Here is a 16173-nt window from a genome sequence, read left to right on the forward strand (position 1 = left end):
GAGGTCAGAGGCGGCAGGCGTGGATGGCCGTGGTCAGGATGGCGCGGGCGCCGATGTCGTAGAGGTCGTCCATGATCCGTTGGGCCTCCTTGGCCGGGACCATGGCACGGACGGCGACCCAGCCCTCGTTGTGCAGCGGGGAGACGGTCGGCGACTCCAGGCCCGGGGTCAGCGCGACGGCCTTCTCGAGCTGCTCGACCCGGCAGTCGTAGTCCATCATCACGTACGTCCGGGCGACCAGGACGCCCTGGAGGCGGCGCAGGAACTGCTGCACCTTGGGCTCCTCGACGTCCGCGCCGGTGCGGCGGATCACGATGGCCTCGGACTTCATGATGGGCTCGCCGAAGACCTCGAGGCCCGCGTTGCGCAGTGAGGTGCCGGTCTCGACGACGTCGGCGATGACCTCGGCGACACCCAGTTCGATCGCGGTCTCGACGGCGCCGTCGAGGTGGACGACGGAGGCGTCGATGCCCTGCTCGGCCAGGTGCTTGGCGACGATGCCCTCGTAGGAGGTGGCGACCGTCCGGCCCTGGAGGTCCTCGATGCCGTCGGCCGTGCCCGGCTTGGTGGCGAAGCGGAAGGTGGAGCGGGCGAAGCCGAGCGGGAGGATCTCCTCGGCGTTGGCGCCGGAGTCGATCAGCAGGTCGCGGCCGGTGATGCCGATGTCGAGGCGCCCGGAGGAGACGTAGATCGCGATGTCCCGGGGGCGGAGGTAGAAGAACTCGACGTCGTTGACCGGGTCGACGATCCGCAGTTCCTTGGACTCGCGGCGCTGCTGGTAGCCGGCCTCATGCAGCATCTCCCCCGCGGGGCCTGACAGGGAACCCTTGTTGGGGACGGCGATGCGCAGCATGAGGTCGGCTTCCTTCGCGTGGAACGTGACGATCGGGGCGGATGTGTGCGGTGGTGTCTGAAAAATGTTTACAGGTGGGCGTACACGTCGTCCAGCGAGATTCCGCGGGCGACCATCATCACCTGGACGTGGTAGAGCAGCTGCGAGATCTCCTCGGCGGCTGCCTCCTTGCCTTCGTACTCGGCCGCCATCCAGACCTCTGCGGCCTCTTCGACGACCTTCTTGCCGATGGCATGGACGCCCTTCTCGACCAGTTCTGCGGTGCGGGAAGTGGCGGGGTCGCCGCTGGCGGCCTTCTGCTGGAGCTCGGTGAAGAGCTCCTCGAACGTCTTCTTGGACATGGTGATCCCACCCTAGCCGTTGTGCCGGCCTGCCTACCGCCAGGGTTCGGATACTGAGCGGAGGGTGGCCGCGGTCGCCACCGCCGCCGTCACCGCCTCGTGCCCCTTGTCCTCGTTGGAGCCCTCGAGGCCGGCCCGGTCCAGGGCCTGCTCCTCGGTGTCGCAGGTGAGGACGCCCATGCCGACGGGCACGCCGGTCTCGACGGAGACCTGGGTGAGTCCCTGGGTGACGCCCTGGCACACGTACTCGAAGTGCGGGGTGCCGCCGCGGATGACGACGCCGAGGGCGACGATCGCGTCGTAGCCCCGCCCGGCGAGCACCTTGGCGACGACCGGGAGCTCCCAGCTGCCGGGGACCCTCAGCAGGGTCGGCTCGTCGATGCCGAGGTCGTGCAGGGCGCGCAGCGCGCCGTCGACCAGTCCGTCCATCACCTTCTCGTGCCACTGTGCCGCGATGACGGCGACCCGCAGGTCACCCACATTGCGTACGGACAGCTCCGGTGCGCCCTTGCCGCTCACGTCTCTCCTCTTGCCTCTCGTGCCTTGCCGACTTGCGTTACTGGTTGCCGCAGGGGGACACGGGGGCCGTGTCCAGCCAGGGCAGGTCATGTCCCATCCGGTCCCGCTTGGTGCGCAGGTAGCGGATGTTGTGCTCGCCCGCCTGTACGGGCATCGGCTCGCGCCGGGTGACCTCGATGCCGTGCCGGACGAGGGCGTCGGTCTTCTCGGGGTTGTTGGTCATCAGGCGCACACTGCGCACGCCGAGGTCCTCGAGGATCTGCGCGCCGGCCGCGTAGTCACGGGCGTCGGCGGGCAGGCCCAGCTCCAGGTTGGCGTCGAGGGTGTCGTGTCCCTGCTCCTGGAGCTCGTAGGCCCTCAGCTTGGACAGCAGACCGATGCCGCGGCCCTCGTGTCCGCGCAGATAGACGACCACCCCCCGGCCCTCGCTCTGGATGCGCTCCAGGGACGCGTCGAGCTGGGGGCCGCAGTCGCAGCGCTGGGAGGCGAAGATGTCGCCGGTGAGGCACTCGGAGTGCACCCGGACGAGGACGTCCTCGCCGTCGCCGATCTCGCCGTGGACGAGGGCGACGTGCTCGACCCCGTCGACGGTGGAGCGGTAGCCGTACGCGGTGAAGGTGCCGTGGACGGTGGGCAGCCGGGTCTGCGCCTCGCGGCGGACGGTGGGCTCGGCGCTGCGGCGGTAGGCGATCAGGTCCTCGATGGAGATGATCGTCAGGCCGTGCTTGCGGGCGAACGGGATCAGTTCGGGCAGCCGGAGCATCCGGCCGTCCTCGCCGGCGATCTCGACGATCGCGCCGGCCGGGCGCAGCCCCGCGAGCCGGGCGAGGTCGACGGCCGCCTCGGTGTGGCCGTTGCGGGTCAGCACACCGCCGGGCTTGGCGCGGAGCGGGAAGATGTGTCCCGGGCGGACGAAGTCCGTGGCCTCGGTGGTGCCGCTCGCCAGGAGCCGCAGCGTGGTGGCGCGGTCGGCGGCGGAGATGCCGGTGGTCACGCCGTGGGCGGCGGAGGCGTCGACGGAGACCGTGAACGCGGTCTTCATGGATTCGGTGTTGTCCTCGACCATCTGCGGGAGCTCCAGGCGCTCCAGTTCGTCGCCCTCCATGGGGGCGCAGATCAGGCCGCGGCACTCGCTCATCATGAAGGCGACGATCTCGGGGGTGGCCTTCTCCGCGGCGATGACGAGGTCTCCCTCGTTCTCGCGGTCCTCGTCGTCGACGACCACCACGGGGCGGCCGGCGGCGATGTCGGCGATGGCCCGCTCGACGGGGTCCAGCGCGAAGTCCTCGATGCCGTCCGTGCTGTAGAGGATCGGTGCGGTACTCATGCCGGCGCTCCTTCCAGAGCGGGTTGCGAGGCCTTGCGGGAGCGCAGCCACCAGTCGCGCATGCCCCACAGGACGAGCGCGCCGTAGATGACGTAGACGAAGCCGGAGAAGGCGTAGCCGTTGGCGAAGTTCAGGGGGACGCCGACGACGTCGACGAGGAGCCAGGCGATCCAGAACTCGACCATGCCGCGCGCCTGGGCGTACATGGCGACGATCGTGCCGACGAAGATGTAGGCGTCCGGCCAGGGGTCCCAGGACAGGGACGGGTAGGCCTTGAAGAGCAGCGCCACGGCGACCGTGCCGACGGCGGCGGCGCCGGCCATGACCGCGCGCTCGCGCCAGGTGGCGAAGCGAGGGGTGATGGCGCCGTCCGCGGACGCGCCCTTGCTGCGGTTCCACTGCCACCAGCCGTACAGGGCGACGACCATGACGACGACCTGCTTGCCGGCGCTGCCGGTCAGATGGCCGAAGAAGGCGCCGAAGAGGACGAGCCCGGAGAGGAACTGCACCGGCCAGGTCCACAGCGAGCGGCGCCAGCCGAGGGCGAGGGTGATCAGGCCGAGGATGTTGCCGATCATGTCCGACCAGAGGATGTGCTGGTCGAGGAGGGTGAAGGCCTCGGAGTTCAGCGAGTTCACTGCGCCGCTCCCCGGGTGGCGGTCAGCAGGCGCTCGACGTACTTGGCGACGATGTCCACCTCGAGGTTGACCGGGTCGCCGGCCTGCTTGAGGCCGAGCGTGGTCAGGGCGAGGGTGGTGGGGATGAGGCTGACGGTGAAGAAGTCGGGGCCGGCCTCGACGACCGTGAGGCTGATGCCGTCGACGGTGATGGAGCCCTTCTCCACGACGTACCGGGCGAGGTCGGCGGGGAGGGAGATCTTGATGATCTCCCAGTTCTCGGAGGGCTTGCGCTCCAACACCGCGCCGGTGCCGTCGACATGACCCTGCACGATGTGCCCGCCGAGGCGGTCGCCGACGGCGGTGGGGCGTTCGAGGTTGACGCGGGAGCCGACGCCGAGTGCTCCGAGGCTGGAGCGGTTCAGGGTCTCCGCCATGACGTCGGCGGTGAACTCGTCGCCCTCGTGCTCCACGACGGTGAGACAGACCCCGTTCACGGCGATGGAGTCGCCGTGCTTCGCGCCGTCGGTCACGACGGGGCCGCGCAGCCGGAAGCGGGAGGCGTCGCCGAGATTCTCGACGGCGGTGACCTCACCCAGCTCTTCGACGATTCCGGTGAACACTTCCCGGGTCCTCCTGCCTCTTCGGGCACGGACTCCGGGGCCTGTCGATGACGACAGCAGGTACGGGCAACGACACCGGGGGCGACGCCGGACAGACTCGTCCGCGGACGAGCACGTATACGGCGGCGCGCACGAATGCCCGCCCGCCGCGCACTGCCTCCCATCCGGACTTTAACCGTCGGTCCAGGAATTTCACCTGGTCAACCGGTCGCTGGAAGCGACCGGGTCGCGGACTATAACCGCCGGTTCGGACTTTCACCGACCCCGGAGTGCGCTGCTTTGGTTTACAGGGCCAGTGTGCCACGCCGGATACGCGTCCATACAGGTGAAAGATGTGGGGTGGCTCACAGGTCGTCAATTCGGGTTGCGCCCGGCCCGATTCGAGACCGGTCCCGGCCCGACCCGGGACTGGTCCATACCTATTGACGTACTGGTCTAGTCCTTTCTAGGGTCGGCGGAGTGCGGCCCGGCGGCGGTGACGACGGCCCTTGCCCGCCGCCGGGTCCCTTCGCTCCGGCCGTTCGCCGCGCGTTCCGGCGGGCCGGGACCCCGCCGTGAGCTGCGGGACGTGCGAGCCGTGGCCAACCCGGACAAGCTTGACCGACGGAGGGCGTTCCGGCCTGGAGTGCCCGGTGTCCCAAGGGGCTGAACGGTATGACCACGATCCTCGTGACCGGCGGTACGGGAACCCTTGGCCGACTCGTCACCGAACGGCTGCGGGCGGACGGGCACGAGGTGCGGGTGCTGAGCCGGCACACCCAGCCGTACGCCGTCGACCTGCGCGAGGGCGGGCCGGAACTGGACGCGGCCGTCGCGGGCGTGGACACGATCGTGCACTGCGCGACCACTCCGCGCGGAGACGACGAGCAGGCGGCCGTGAACCTGATCGCCGCGGCGCGGCAGGCCGGGGTGGCACACCTGCTCTACATCTCGATCGTCGGCGTCGACCAGGTGCCGTTCGGCTACTACAAGACCAAGCTCGCCGTGGAGAAACGGCTGGCGGGGTCGGGGCTCGGCTGGACGGTGCTGCGCGCCACCCAGTTCCACGACCTGCTGGTCCAGCTGTTCCAGGGGCTGGCCAAGGTACCGGTGATGGTGCTGCCGGCCGGGGTGAGCGATCAGCCGGTGGAGGTCGCGGAGGTCGCCGACCGGCTCGCGGAGCTGGCCGCGGGCGCGCCGGCCGGCCGGGTCGACGACATGGCCGGGCCCGAGGTCCGCACGTTCGAGTCGCTGGCCCGCGCGTTCCTGAAGGCGAGCGGCCGGCGGTGCGCGGTGGTGAACGTGCCGCTGTGGGGTGCGGCCTACCGGGGCTTTCGCGCGGGCGGTCACCTGGCGCCGGAGCGGGCGGTGGGCAAGGGCACCTTCGAGGACTACCTGGCGACGCGCATCCGCCGTTAGGGCGCCTCGGTCCTGTGCGCCGTTGCGAAAAGCTCCTCCTGGGCGGCGTCGCGGGCCGTCAGCAGGGCCCCGCGCAGCACCGCGCCGCCGCCCAGGACACTGGCGCGCACCTCCGTGGGCAGCGGCGCCATCTGCCGGAGCCGGTGCGTCACCCGGCTCGCGAGCACCTCCCCGCCGGCCTGTCCGACCTCCCCGCCGAGGACCACACAGCCGGGGTCGAGGACGGCGACGACGGAGGCCGCGCCGAGGGCGAGACGGTCGGCCAGGGCGTCGAGAAAACCGGCGGCGGCACCGGTGTCCGGCGCGTCCACCGCCGCTCGCACCAGCGCGGCCGCCACCGGCTCGTCGGAGCGCGCGTGCGCCGTCAGCCCGTACCCCGCCGCCAGCGCGGCGATCGCCGCCGAGCCGGCCAGTGAGTGGAAGCCGCCCTCGCAGTCCGTCGCCGAGGGCAGGCCGTTCGTGCCGGGCACCGGCAGGAAGCCGATCTCGCCGGTGCCGCCGGAGGCGCCGCGGCGCAGTGCGCCGTCCAGGACGACGGCCGCGCCGGTGCCGTGGCCCAGCCACAGCAGGACGAAGGTGTCGCGGTCCCGGGCGGCACCCTCCCGCTGTTCGGCCAGGGCGGCGAGATTGGTCTCGTTCTCGACGAGCGCGTGGGCGTCCGGGAAGCGTTCGTGCAGCGCGGCCACCAGTCGGCGGTGCCACTCGGGCAGGCCGCTGGAGTCGCGCAGTTCGCCGCTGGCGGGGTCGATCAGCCCAGGTGCGCCGATGCCGAGGGTGTGCAGCCGTCCCCACGCCCGGGCACCGTCGCGTGGGGGCGCCCCCACGGCCTCGGCCTCCTTCGCCGCCCGCTCGACCAGCGAGACCGCCTGTTCCACGGCCGTCCCGGTGCCGGTGTCGCCGCCGATCGGCACGGACGCCTCGGCGAGCACCCGGCCGACCAGGTCCGAGACGAGCACCGTGACCCCCTCGGTGCGCACGTCCAGCGCGGCCAGCTGGGCGCGGTCGGCGACGATGCCGTAGAGCTTGGCGTTCGGCCCGCGGCGCTGCTCGCCCGCCTCCCCGACCACCTCGATCAGACCGGAGGCGGTGAGGCGTTCGACGAGGTCGGCGACCGACGGGCGGGAGAGGCCGGTGAGCTGCTTCAACTGCCCTGCCGTCAGTGGGCCTTCGTGCTGGAGCAGCCGGAGGGCGAGCCGGTCGTTGATGGCCCGGGCGGTGCTCGGGGATGCGGGCATGGCGGGAATCCTCCCATGGCCGAGGGGATCCCGATCGGCGGCTGCCGACCGTCGGCCTCTATTTATCAGGCAGGGTTCCTGATAGTTTACGACGGCATCGCGACGGCGCGGCGCGGATCCGGAAGGGACGGGAGAATGAGCGGAGTGGACGAAGTGATCCACGCACCGTCGGAGGTCCGGCGCGCCCGGTACGCCGTGGCGTCCGTCTTCGCCGTGCACGGCGCGGTCACCGGTTCGTTCGCCACCCGCGTGCCGTGGATCCAGGACCACGCCGACGTGTCCACCGGACAGCTCGGGTTCGCGCTCGCCTTCACGGCGTTCGGCGCGGCCTGCGCGATGCCGCTGGCCGGTTCGATCACCCATCGCTTCGGCAGCCGCGCGGCCCTGCGCGGACTGCTCGCGCTGTGGACGCTGTCGCTGACGCTGCCCGCCCTCGCCCCGAACCTGCTGACGCTCTGCCTGGCGATGTTCACGTACGGCGCGTCCGCGGGCATGGCCGACGTGGCGATGAACGCCCTGGGCGTCGAGGTGGAGCGGCTGCTCGACAAGTCGATCATGTCGGGGCTGCACGGCATGTGGAGCGCGGGCGCCCTGATCGGCTCGGCGGGCGGGACGCTCGCCGCGCACCTGGGCGCGGACGCGCGCGTGCACCATGTGCTGGCGGCTGCCGTCCTCACCCTGCTCGGCCTGCTGGCCTGCCGCTGGGTGCTGGATCTGCGGCCCGCCGAGGACGAGGAGCCGCCTCCGCGGTTCGCGCTGCCGCCCCGCTCGGCGCTGCTGATCGGCGCGGTCGGCTTCTGCGCGGTGTTCGCGGAGGGTGCCAGCCTGGACTGGTCGGCCGTCTACCTGCGCGACCAGCTCGACTCGTCGGCCGGGGCGGCGGCGGCCTGCACGACCGGCTTCATGTTCACGATGGCGGTGGCCCGGCTCGTGGGCGACGTGGTGGTGAACCGGTTCGGCGCGGTGCGTACCGTCCGGGCGGGCGGTGTCCTCGCCGCGCTGGGCGGGATGCTGATCGTCGTCGCGGGGCACCCGGCGGTGGCGATGGGCGGGTTCGGGCTGATGGGGCTGGGCATCGCGGTCGTCGTACCGCTGTGCTTCGCGGCGGCCGGGCACAGCGGGCCGAACCCCAGCCAGGCCATCGCGGGCGTCGCGACGATCACCTACACCTCCGGGCTGATCGCCCCGAGCCTGATCGGCGGGGTGGCACAGGCGACCAGCCTGGTGGTGTCCTTCGTCGTGGTGACGGTCCTGGCCTGCGGGCTCGTGCTGTTCGCGGGTGTGCTGCGGGGCGACCGGCGGACCGGCGCGAAGGTCAGTCCGCAGGCCGCAGCAGTGCCCGACCCCCGGCCCTGAAGGCGTCGCTCCACGGCGTGGGGCGCAGGGTGGTCGCGTCGAGTCGCACCAGGACGCGGGTGCCCTGCGCGTACGTGGTGGCTCCGTCCGCCGAGCAGAACCGGAAGCCGTAGGTCAGCCCCGTGGTACCGAGCCGGTCCAGCCAGAGGTGCACGGCGTACGTGCCGGTACGGGTGACCGGGGCCTCGTAGCCGATCAGCAGCTCCTTGACGACGTTGCACGCATCCCCGGCGCTCGCCCAGTCGCCCTCGAAGCGGACCCCGTTGTCCTGCCAGAACTCGGTCCAGGCCCGCTCGACGAGCAGGGGGTAACGGGCGTTGTGCAGCATGCCCAGGGCGTCCAGGTCGTCGAAGTGGACGGTGACGGGCATGAGCCGGCCGTACGACACAGCGGGGGCGCTCGGGGCTTCGGCGGTCACGGCGGGGACTCCTGTGCGGGTATGAGGTGCATGTACGAGGAAACCACCCTCATCGTAAGGGGTCGCTAAGCGGTCGCTCACCCTCCGTTTTCACGTGAGAATGGTCCGGACATCCGCACCCCCAGGAAAGCGAACCCGCACCATGGATCTTGGCGTCCGCTGGAAACTGCACGGCGACGGACGCACCCCGGCGCCCGGCGCGGTGGTCCGTCCCGACGAGCGGCTCACCTGGCCCCGCACGGTGGGCCTCGGTGCCCAGCACGTGGTGGCGATGTTCGGGGCCTCCTTCGTCGCACCCGTCCTCATGGGCCTCGACCCCAACCTCGCCATCATGATGTCCGGCGTCGCGACCGTGATCTTCCTGCTCGCGACCCGTGGCCGGGTGCCCAGCTACCTCGGCTGCTCGCTGTCCTTCGTGGGCGTGGCCGCGGTCATCCGGGCGCAGGGCGGGACGAGCGCCACGGTCACCGGCGCGGTGTTCGTCGTCGGGGTCGCGCTGTTCCTCGTCGGACTGGCCGTGCAGCGGTTCGGGGCGCGGATCATCCACGCCGCGATGCCGCCGATCGTGACGGGCGCGGTCGTGATGCTCATCGGCTTCAACCTCGCCCCGGTCACCGCCACCACCTACTGGCCGCAGGACCAGTGGACGGCCCTGCTGGTCATGGCGTTCACCGGGATGGCGGTGGTCTGCCTGCGCGGTTTCTGGTCCCGCATCGCGATCTTCCTCGGCCTCCTCTTCGGGTACGGCATCTCGTGGGCGTTCGACCGGATCTTCGGCCGGATCCACTCCGCCGACGCGAGCGGCAAGGTCACCGACCACTGGCGGCTCGACCTGTCCGGGGTCGGTCACGCCGACTGGATCGGGCTGCCGTCCTTCCACGGCCCGTCCTTCGAATGGTCGGCGATCCTCGTGGCACTCCCCGTCGTCATCGCGCTGGTCGCGGAGAACGCGGGCCACGTCAAGGCGGTCGGCGAGATGACCGGCGACAACCTGGACGACCGGCTCGGTACGGCGATCTCCGCCGACGGCGTCGGCTCCATGCTGTCCACGGCGGTGGGCGGTCCGCCCAACACCACCTACTCCGAGAACATCGGCGTGATGGCCGCGACCCGGGTCTACTCGACGGCCGCCTACTGGGCCGCCGCCGGGTTCGCCCTCCTCTTCGGCCTGTGCCCGAAGTTCGGCGCGATCGTGGCCGCGATCCCCGGCGGGGTCCTCGGCGGCATCACCGTCATCCTGTACGGCATGATCGGCCTGCTCGGCGCGCAGATCTGGATCAACGCCGGGGTCGACCTGCGCAACCCGCTGAACCTGGTGCCGGCCGCGGCGGGCATCATCATCGGCGTCGGCAACGTCACCCTGGAGTTCACCGACACCTTCTCGCTGAGCGGTATCGCGCTCGGCACGGTCGTCGTCATCACGGGCTACCACGCGCTGCGCGCGTTCGCGCCCGCCCACCTCAAGTCGTCGCGGCCCCTGCTGGACGAGGGCACCAGCAGCTACGACGAGGCCAGTTCGTAGGCGTACGACGGGCTGAACTCGCCGGCCGCCCCCTTGCAGCCGTCCGACTCCCCCGGCAGCTTCACCCACAGATAGGCGTCGATCCGGGCCTCCCCGGTCCGGAAGGTGGGGGCCCGTCCGATGCTCCGCCCGTCGGGGTCGCACCACTCGCCGCCGGCGGGCGCGCCGTTGCCGTTGCGGCTGGTGTCGATGACGGCGCCCAGGCCGGGCGGGCCGCCCAGGGCGTCCAGGACCCGGCGGTCGTAGGCCACCTCGTCGGCCGTGCGGTGGAAGTTGGAGACATTGCTGAAGATCCCGTCGGAGGACGCGGCCGAGGCGGCCCCGGCCTGTTTCAGCAGCGCGGCCTGCTCGGCCGGGGCGTTCCAGCCGGAGTGCCCGGCGTCGTGGTAGACGCGCGCCTTCGGGTCGGCCGCCTTCAGCACGCGTCCCGCGCGGGCCAGTGCGGCGAGACGGCCGGCCCGCCCGGCCTCGTCGAGGCAGTCGATCTGGGCTATCGAGTCGGGCTCCAGGACGACCACGACCTCGCCGGAGCCGAGCCCGGCGGCGAAAGCGTCGATCCAGCCCGCGTAGGCGTCGAGGTCGGGCGCCCCGCCCTCGGAGGCGCCGCCGCAGTCGCGGTCCGGGATCGCGTACGCCACGAGGACGGGCACCCGGCCCTGAGCTGCGGCGCCCGCCGTGACCGCGCGGACCCGTGAGGTGACGGTGTCGGGGGTGTACTCGGTGAACCACACGGCCGCCGGCCGGCTCGCGATCCGGGACTCGATGACGGCGGTGCGCGGATCCGCCGGGTGGGCGCGGACCCAGTCGAGGACCTGGGACCCGGGGTGGCGGTAGAGGCTCGTGGTCACGGCGGCCGCCCGCGGCTTTCGCGCGGTACGGCCGGGCGAGGGCGTCGGCCGCACCGTCGGGTCGGAGGCCGAGGGGGACCCGGACGGGGACGGCGGGTTCGCGGTCGAGGGGGACAGGAGCGTCGCGCTCACCTTCGGGCGGGCCCGGTCGGTGCCGCGTGGGTCGTCGCCGTCGTCCCCGTCGCCGAGTGCGGTCAGCAGCCCGGCCGCGGTGCCCAGGGCCACCACCACCGAGGCGGCCGCGACCATGACACTCCGCCGTCCGGCCCGTCGCTCACGTACGCCTCGCACCGTGCTGTTCCCCTCCCGTGCGACGGGCTCGTTCCCCCGTTCCGGGGAAGCGTCCGGCCCGCCGACACGCGGGCCAGCCTAGGACTGTCACCCTGCCCCCATGCCGCAATCGGAACAGTTCACCACTCCCGTCGGGACAGACCTCGACACGGACCGCACAAGTGTCGACGACGTGCTCGCCCGGATGCGCGCCCTCCACGCGGCCCTGCCTCCCGGGGACGGCATCGCGGTCTTCAACCGCGTCTACCTCGCCGTGACCCAGGAGGTCGACCGGCGCATCGACACGGGCCGGTTCCCGGACGCACGGGCCGCGACCACGCTGGACGTCCGGTTCGCGAAGCGCTACCTGGACGCGGTGGACCAGGGGCCGGCAGACCGGCGGCCACCGGCCTGCTGGCGGCCGCTGCTCCAGTTCCGCCGCCATCCCGGCGTACGCCCGCTTCAGTTCGCGCTCGCGGGCATCAACGCGCACATCGGGCACGACCTGGCGCTCGCCGTGGTGGACGCCTGTCGTAGCCTCGGCTGCGAACCGGCCGAGCTGGAGGACGAGTTCGACCGCGTGGGCGAGCTACTCGGCTCGCTGGAGGAACGCATCCGCGAAGAGCTGATGCCGGGCCCCGACCTGTTGCAGATCGCCGACCCCCTCACCCATCTGCTCGGCTCCTGGAGCCTGGAGCGAGCCCGGGACGCCACCTGGACGACGGCCCGGGCCCTGTGGGCGCTGCGCCGGCTCCCCGACGTGGCCGAGGAGTTCACCGAACGCCTCGACACTGCCGTCGGCTTCGCGGGCCGCATGATGCTCACGCCGCTGTCGGGCCTCGTGTTGTGAGAGGTCGTGTGGTGCGGCGTCGCGCTGTGCGGCCTCAGTCCTCCGGGAGTTCCACCGGCGCGATCTCGTCGTACACGTCGCCCGGACCCGGGTTGGTCGCGTCGGTCGTCCCGCCGAGGTGGTGCATGACGCCCCAGACCGCGTTCAGCGCGGTCTGCACGGCCCCCTCGGCCCAGCCCGCGGTCCAGGAGATGTCGTCGCCGGCGAGGAAGACGCCCCGCTTGTCCTCGGGCAGCCGGTCCTGCATGAAGTGGGTGAACAGGCGCCGCTGGTAGCGGTAGTGGCCGGGCAGGTTGGCCTTGAACGCGCCCATGAAGTAGGGCTCGTTCTCCCAGGAGACCGTCACCGGGTTGCCGATGATGTGCTTCCTGATGTCGACGTTCGGATAGATCTCGCCGAGCGACTTCAGCATGACCTCCATCCGCTCGTTCGCGGACAGCGGCAGCCACTTCAGGCTGTCGTCGCACCAGGTGTACGAGAGGCAGATGACGGCGGGCTTGTCCGGGCCCTCGTCGAGGAGGTAGGTGCCGCGCGTCATACGGTCGGTGAGCGTCATCGACATGACGTCCCGCCCGGTGGGATTCCCCTTGTCGTCGACGGCCTTGTCGAGCCAGAACGGCCGGTCGACGGGGACGAAGAGCTTGCTCGACTCCATGTAGTGGGTGCGCTCGATCGCCGTCCAGTGGTCGATCGGGAAGAGCGAGTCGTCACAGGCGATCTTCGACAGGAGCATCCAGGACTGCGCGGTGAAGATCGCCGCCCGGTAGGTGCGGATGTCGCCGTTCGCGTCCGTCACGGTGATCCGGTTGCCGGCGGTGCGGTGCAGCCGGGTCACGGCCGGGCGGGGCTCGCCGCCCTCGTGCAGGCTCGCCAGCGAGGTGCCGTACGCCCAGTGGACGATCTTCTCCGGCTCGCGCTCCCAGAGGCGCAGCGGCAGCTGCTGGGAGCCGCCGACGATACCGCGGTGGTGGTCGTCGGCCTCGGTGTAGACGACGCGCAGGATCTCCAGGATGGAGTTCGGGAAGTCCGTGTCCCAGCCGCCGGTGCCGAAGCCGACCTGGCCGAAGATCTCGCGGTGCCGGAAGGACCTGAAGGCCTCGGAGTCGCAGAGGAAGCCGTAGAAGGTCTGGTTGTCGAGCTTCTCGACGAGCTTCGCCCAGATCTCGCGGATGCGCGGCACGTCCCGCTCGCGCATGGCCTGGTTCATGTCGGAGAAGTCGGCGCCCTCTTCGAGGCACTTGTTCCAGGCGGCGGCGACATCGCGGTAGACCTGCGGCAGGTCCGCGGCCGTCTCGGCGTAGTGCGACTCGCCCTTGAGGTCGACGACCGTCGACGGGGTCGCCTCCGCGAGCGGGTTGGGGAAGGGCTGGGTCTCCAGTCCCACCAGGTCGATGTAGTGCTGGAGCGCCGTGGAGGACGGCGGGAAGCGCATCGCGCCCATCTCGGCGGTGAGGGAGGGGTCGCAGCCGTCGAAGCCGACGGTGCGCAGCCTGCCGCCGATCCGGTCGGCCTCGTAGACGACCGGCTTGAGGCCCATCTTCATCAGCTCGTACGCGGCCACGATGCCGGACAGCCCGCCGCCGATGACGGCGACCTCGGTGCCGTGCTCGGTCGCGGGGATCTGGCCCAGGCCCGCCGGGTGGGCGAGGAAGTCGTCGTACGCGTAAGGGAAGTCCGGGCCGAACATGGTGATCGGCGGCTGCTGCTCGTCTGCGTGCTCGACGGCGTTGGGCACGGTGGACGTCATGGGGTACGGACTCCTTGCGCGTGGTGACTCGGGGAGAGGCTCAGGGGGTGACAGGTTCGGAGCGGGTGCGGGCCGGGTTCAGACCAGGGACCCGTAGAGACCCGGGCGGCGGTCCTTCAGGTACGGGTTCGCCTCGCGGGACGCGGCCAGGGCGACCGGGTCGGCGTCGGCGAACACCAGCTCCTCGCCGCGTCCGGCGCGGGTGCGGGCGACCCCGTCGGGACCGGCCAGCGTGGAGAGGCCGACGAACTCGAACTCGCCCTCCTGGCCGACCCGGTTGACGTACGCCACGTACATCTGGTTCTCGAAGGCGCGCACCGGGATCACCGACTCGGCGACGAACTGGAAGGGATGCATCTGCGCGGTCGGCACGACGAGGAGGTCGGTGCCGGCGAGGGCGTGGGCGCGGACGTTCTCCGGGAACTCGACGTCGTAGCAGATCATGAGGCCGACGGTGAGGCCGTTCAGTTCGGCCTGGACGACCGGCTGCCCGCCCGGCCGGAAGTGGTCGCGCTCGAAGCAGCCGAAGAGGTGGGTCTTGCGGTAGTTCGCGAGCCGGCTGCCGTCGGCGGAGATCAGCTGGGCGGAGTTGTGGACCGTCTCGCCGTGGCGCTCCGGGTAGCCGTACGCGATCGCGAGGCCGTGCCGGCCGGCGATCTCGGCGACGGCGTCCGCGGACTCCCCGTCGGCGGGCTCGGCGAGGCGGGCGATGTCGTCGCCGATCGCGTAGCCGGTGAGGAACATCTCCGGCGCGACGAGCAGCCCGGCGCCCGCGGCGGCGGCCCGGTCCGCGGCCTCGTCGAGGACCTTCAGGTTCTCGACGACGGAGCCGGGGCGGCCGGAGCTCTGGAGCAGGGCGGTGCGCATGCGTGATCCTCACCGGGCGAAAGGGTGGTTGTGTGGGCCATCTAGACGGTACGGGCGCCCACCCGGGCCGGACAAGAAGGAGCCGTTGCGCGCCGGTGAGCGGATCGTTGCGTGCGCGGACCGCCGGGCGGCGATTCGTTGCGCCCCCTCACTCGCCGCCCCTCGCTCACCCTCCCCACTCACTCACTCCTCCCCCGGGCCACCGTCGACATGATCAACGCCGTCATCAGGTACGGCACCGCGCACAGGGCGAAGACGACGCCGTGCGGGAACGTCGAGCCGAGGGCGCCGTACGCGCCGTACACCGCGATGGTCACCACCTCCGTGCCGAGGCTCGCGACCGAGGTGAGGGTGGCGCGGCCGGTTCCCTCGATGCGCTTCTGGAGCCGGACGTCGGCCAGGACGGTCGCCGACTGGAAGCCGCCGAAGGCCAGGGCGACGAGGGTGACGCCGGCCGGGGTGCCGCTGATCCCTCCGGCGGCGAGGGCGAGCGCGGAGAGGGTGAGCAGCGCGGCGAATCCCCTGCGGCCCAGGCGCTCGGCCGGTCCGGCGAGCAGGCTTCCGGCGGTGACACCGGCCCAGATCAGCACCAGCAGGTGGGAGACGTTCGCCTCCGGTACGCCCGTCTCCCTGACCAGCAGGGGCGTGTACTCGTCGAGGGCGCCCCACACCGCCGTCACGGCCGGGACGAGCAGCAGGGCGCCGCGTACGGAGCGGTCGCGCCGGGCGTCGGCCAGTCCGGCCCGCAAGGTCGCGCCCCAGCTGTCGCCGTCGTCCGGCGGCCGCCGGTGCTCGGAGAAACGGGTCGCCGTCGCGGCGCAGAGCAGACACGCCAGTACGCTGGCCGCACCGACGGCCGGGTATCCGCCGACCGCGAAGACCGGCCCGGCCAGGCCCATCGCCGCCATCACGGCCACCTGGCCCACCGCGTGCGCGCGGCCCATGAGCCGGGCGTACCGGTCCGCGGCGCCGGCCCGGTCCAGCTCCTCGTAGACCAGTGCCTCCAGCGCGCCGGAGCCCAGCGCGCCGCGCGCGCCCCACAGGACGAAGCCGGCCGCGAAGGCCCAGTACGACGGGAACAGCACCCAGAGTGCGAAGCCGGCCGCGCCCAGCAGCGGGCCGATCCACAGCAGCAGCCGTCGGGAGACGGCGTCCGCCCAGGCGCCCGAGGGCACCTCCAGCAGGACGCCGGTCAGCGACCACAGGACGAACAGGGAGGAGATCTGCCCGACGGACAGGCCGCTGTCCGCGAACAGCAGCGCGTACACGGGGTAGAGCAGCACGAACTCGTCGAGGAACGCGTACGCGTACAGCGTGGCGGTCAGTCGACGGACGTCGGAGCCGGTCGTGGATCAATGTCGCCAGGTCATGACACCGATGGT

16 protein-coding genes and 1 riboswitch are annotated in these 16173 nt (G+C 71.8%); of the genes, 4 read left to right on the forward strand and 12 right to left on the reverse strand.

Annotation, left to right across the window (positions count from 1 at the left end):
• Nucleotides 1-4: 4 nt before the first annotated feature.
• The 6 genes from hisG to G9272_RS09105 form a co-directional block, all read right to left on the reverse strand.
• Nucleotides 5-853: an ATP phosphoribosyltransferase gene (hisG, locus tag G9272_RS09080; RefSeq protein ID WP_171396069.1), complete on the reverse strand. Its 849-nt coding sequence runs from the start codon at nt 851-853 to the stop codon at nt 5-7.
• 68 nt (nt 854-921) lie between these two features.
• Nucleotides 922-1194: a phosphoribosyl-ATP diphosphatase gene (locus tag G9272_RS09085; protein WP_085208505.1), complete on the reverse strand. Its 273-nt coding sequence runs from the start codon at nt 1192-1194 to the stop codon at nt 922-924.
• Between the two features lie 33 nt (nt 1195-1227).
• The gene (gene ribH, locus G9272_RS09090; protein WP_020128903.1) at nt 1228-1713 is read right to left on the reverse strand and encodes a 6,7-dimethyl-8-ribityllumazine synthase; all 486 of its coding nucleotides are present in this window, start codon (nt 1711-1713) and stop codon (nt 1228-1230) included.
• A gap of 37 nt (nt 1714-1750) precedes the next feature.
• Nucleotides 1751-3040, reverse strand: a complete 1290-nt coding sequence (locus tag G9272_RS09095; RefSeq protein WP_171396070.1) for a bifunctional 3,4-dihydroxy-2-butanone-4-phosphate synthase/GTP cyclohydrolase II — start codon at nt 3038-3040, stop codon at nt 1751-1753.
• The gene (locus G9272_RS09100) at nt 3037-3678 is read right to left on the reverse strand and encodes a nicotinamide mononucleotide transporter family protein (RefSeq protein WP_171396071.1); all 642 of its coding nucleotides are present in this window, start codon (nt 3676-3678) and stop codon (nt 3037-3039) included. The genes G9272_RS09095 and G9272_RS09100 overlap by 4 nt, the downstream gene beginning before the upstream one ends.
• Nucleotides 3675-4280 (reverse strand): riboflavin synthase, encoded by a 606-nt coding sequence (locus tag G9272_RS09105; RefSeq protein ID WP_171396072.1) that lies wholly within the window; start codon nt 4278-4280, stop codon nt 3675-3677. Before G9272_RS09105 ends, G9272_RS09100 begins: the two co-directional genes overlap by 4 nt.
• 146 nt (nt 4281-4426) lie before the next feature.
• Nucleotides 4427-4557, reverse strand: a riboswitch (FMN riboswitch).
• A gap of 377 nt (nt 4558-4934) precedes the next feature.
• Between G9272_RS09105 and G9272_RS09110 the strand changes: the two genes are divergently transcribed.
• Nucleotides 4935-5678 carry an SDR family oxidoreductase gene (locus G9272_RS09110; protein ID WP_171396073.1) on the forward strand — a complete coding sequence of 248 codons (744 nt, stop codon included), beginning with the start codon at nt 4935-4937 and terminating at the stop codon, nt 5676-5678.
• Here the strand turns inward: G9272_RS09110 and G9272_RS09115 are convergent.
• Nucleotides 5675-6913 (reverse strand): ROK family transcriptional regulator, encoded by a 1239-nt coding sequence (locus G9272_RS09115; protein ID WP_171396074.1) that lies wholly within the window; start codon nt 6911-6913, stop codon nt 5675-5677. The genes G9272_RS09110 and G9272_RS09115 overlap by 4 nt on opposite strands.
• A gap of 135 nt (nt 6914-7048) precedes the next feature.
• Between G9272_RS09115 and G9272_RS09120 the strand changes: the two genes are divergently transcribed.
• A complete protein-coding gene (locus G9272_RS09120; protein ID WP_171396075.1) occupies nt 7049-8269 on the forward strand; it encodes an MFS transporter in 1221 nt (406 codons plus the stop codon).
• Here G9272_RS09120 and G9272_RS09125 read toward each other — a convergent pair.
• The gene (locus G9272_RS09125) at nt 8229-8687 is read right to left on the reverse strand and encodes an acyl-CoA thioesterase (protein ID WP_171396076.1); all 459 of its coding nucleotides are present in this window, start codon (nt 8685-8687) and stop codon (nt 8229-8231) included. The two genes, G9272_RS09120 and G9272_RS09125, sit on opposite strands and share 41 nt — an antisense overlap.
• Nucleotides 8688-8829: 142 nt before the next feature.
• Between G9272_RS09125 and G9272_RS09130 the strand changes: the two genes are divergently transcribed.
• The gene (locus tag G9272_RS09130; protein WP_171396077.1) at nt 8830-10209 is read left to right on the forward strand and encodes a uracil-xanthine permease family protein; all 1380 of its coding nucleotides are present in this window, start codon (nt 8830-8832) and stop codon (nt 10207-10209) included.
• Here the strand turns inward: G9272_RS09130 and G9272_RS09135 are convergent.
• A complete protein-coding gene (locus G9272_RS09135) occupies nt 10188-11306 on the reverse strand; it encodes a glycoside hydrolase family 6 protein (protein WP_171396078.1) in 1119 nt (372 codons plus the stop codon). The genes G9272_RS09130 and G9272_RS09135 overlap by 22 nt on opposite strands.
• A 142-nt stretch (nt 11307-11448) precedes the next feature.
• Between G9272_RS09135 and G9272_RS09140 the strand changes: the two genes are divergently transcribed.
• Nucleotides 11449-12177, forward strand: a complete 729-nt coding sequence (locus G9272_RS09140) for a DUF5995 family protein (protein ID WP_301272124.1) — start codon at nt 11449-11451, stop codon at nt 12175-12177.
• A 34-nt stretch (nt 12178-12211) separates the two neighbouring features.
• Here G9272_RS09140 and G9272_RS09145 read toward each other — a convergent pair whose 3' ends face one another.
• From G9272_RS09145 to G9272_RS09155, 3 genes are all read right to left on the reverse strand, one after another.
• A complete protein-coding gene (locus tag G9272_RS09145; protein ID WP_171396079.1) occupies nt 12212-13924 on the reverse strand; it encodes a flavin monoamine oxidase family protein in 1713 nt (570 codons plus the stop codon).
• 78 nt (nt 13925-14002) lie between these two features.
• Nucleotides 14003-14791 (reverse strand): carbon-nitrogen hydrolase family protein, encoded by a 789-nt coding sequence (locus G9272_RS09150; protein WP_171396080.1) that lies wholly within the window; start codon nt 14789-14791, stop codon nt 14003-14005.
• Nucleotides 14792-14970: 179 nt separating this feature from the next.
• Nucleotides 14971-16116 (reverse strand): MFS transporter, encoded by a 1146-nt coding sequence (locus tag G9272_RS09155; protein WP_171401922.1) that lies wholly within the window; start codon nt 16114-16116, stop codon nt 14971-14973.
• Between the last annotated feature and the right edge of the window lie 57 nt (nt 16117-16173).

Source organism: Streptomyces asoensis (genome assembly GCF_013085465.1).
Lineage (GTDB): Bacteria > Actinomycetota > Actinomycetes > Streptomycetales > Streptomycetaceae > Streptomyces > Streptomyces cacaoi_A.

Bases quoted from the DNA above. Each gene is read 5' to 3' on its own strand.
- G9272_RS09150 (WP_171396080.1), bottom strand. From the start codon at position 14,791: ATGCGCACCGCCCTGCTCCAGAGCTCCGGCCGCCCCGGCTCCGTCGTC.
- G9272_RS09120 (WP_171396075.1), top strand. From the start codon at position 7,049: ATGAGCGGAGTGGACGAAGTGATCCACGCACCGTCGGAGGTCCGGCGC.
- G9272_RS09095 (WP_171396070.1), bottom strand. From the start codon at position 3,040: ATGAGTACCGCACCGATCCTCTACAGCACGGACGGCATCGAGGACTTC.
- G9272_RS09145 (WP_171396079.1), bottom strand. From the start codon at position 13,924: ATGACGTCCACCGTGCCCAACGCCGTCGAGCACGCAGACGAGCAGCAG.
- G9272_RS09115 (WP_171396074.1), bottom strand. From the start codon at position 6,913: ATGCCCGCATCCCCGAGCACCGCCCGGGCCATCAACGACCGGCTCGCC.
- hisG (WP_171396069.1), bottom strand. From the start codon at position 853: ATGCTGCGCATCGCCGTCCCCAACAAGGGTTCCCTGTCAGGCCCCGCG.
- G9272_RS09130 (WP_171396077.1), top strand. From the start codon at position 8,830: ATGGATCTTGGCGTCCGCTGGAAACTGCACGGCGACGGACGCACCCCG.
- G9272_RS09140 (WP_301272124.1), top strand. From the start codon at position 11,449: ATGCCGCAATCGGAACAGTTCACCACTCCCGTCGGGACAGACCTCGAC.
- G9272_RS09110 (WP_171396073.1), top strand. From the start codon at position 4,935: ATGACCACGATCCTCGTGACCGGCGGTACGGGAACCCTTGGCCGACTC.
- G9272_RS09135 (WP_171396078.1), bottom strand. From the start codon at position 11,306: ATGGTCGCGGCCGCCTCGGTGGTGGTGGCCCTGGGCACCGCGGCCGGG.
- G9272_RS09085 (WP_085208505.1), bottom strand. From the start codon at position 1,194: ATGTCCAAGAAGACGTTCGAGGAGCTCTTCACCGAGCTCCAGCAGAAG.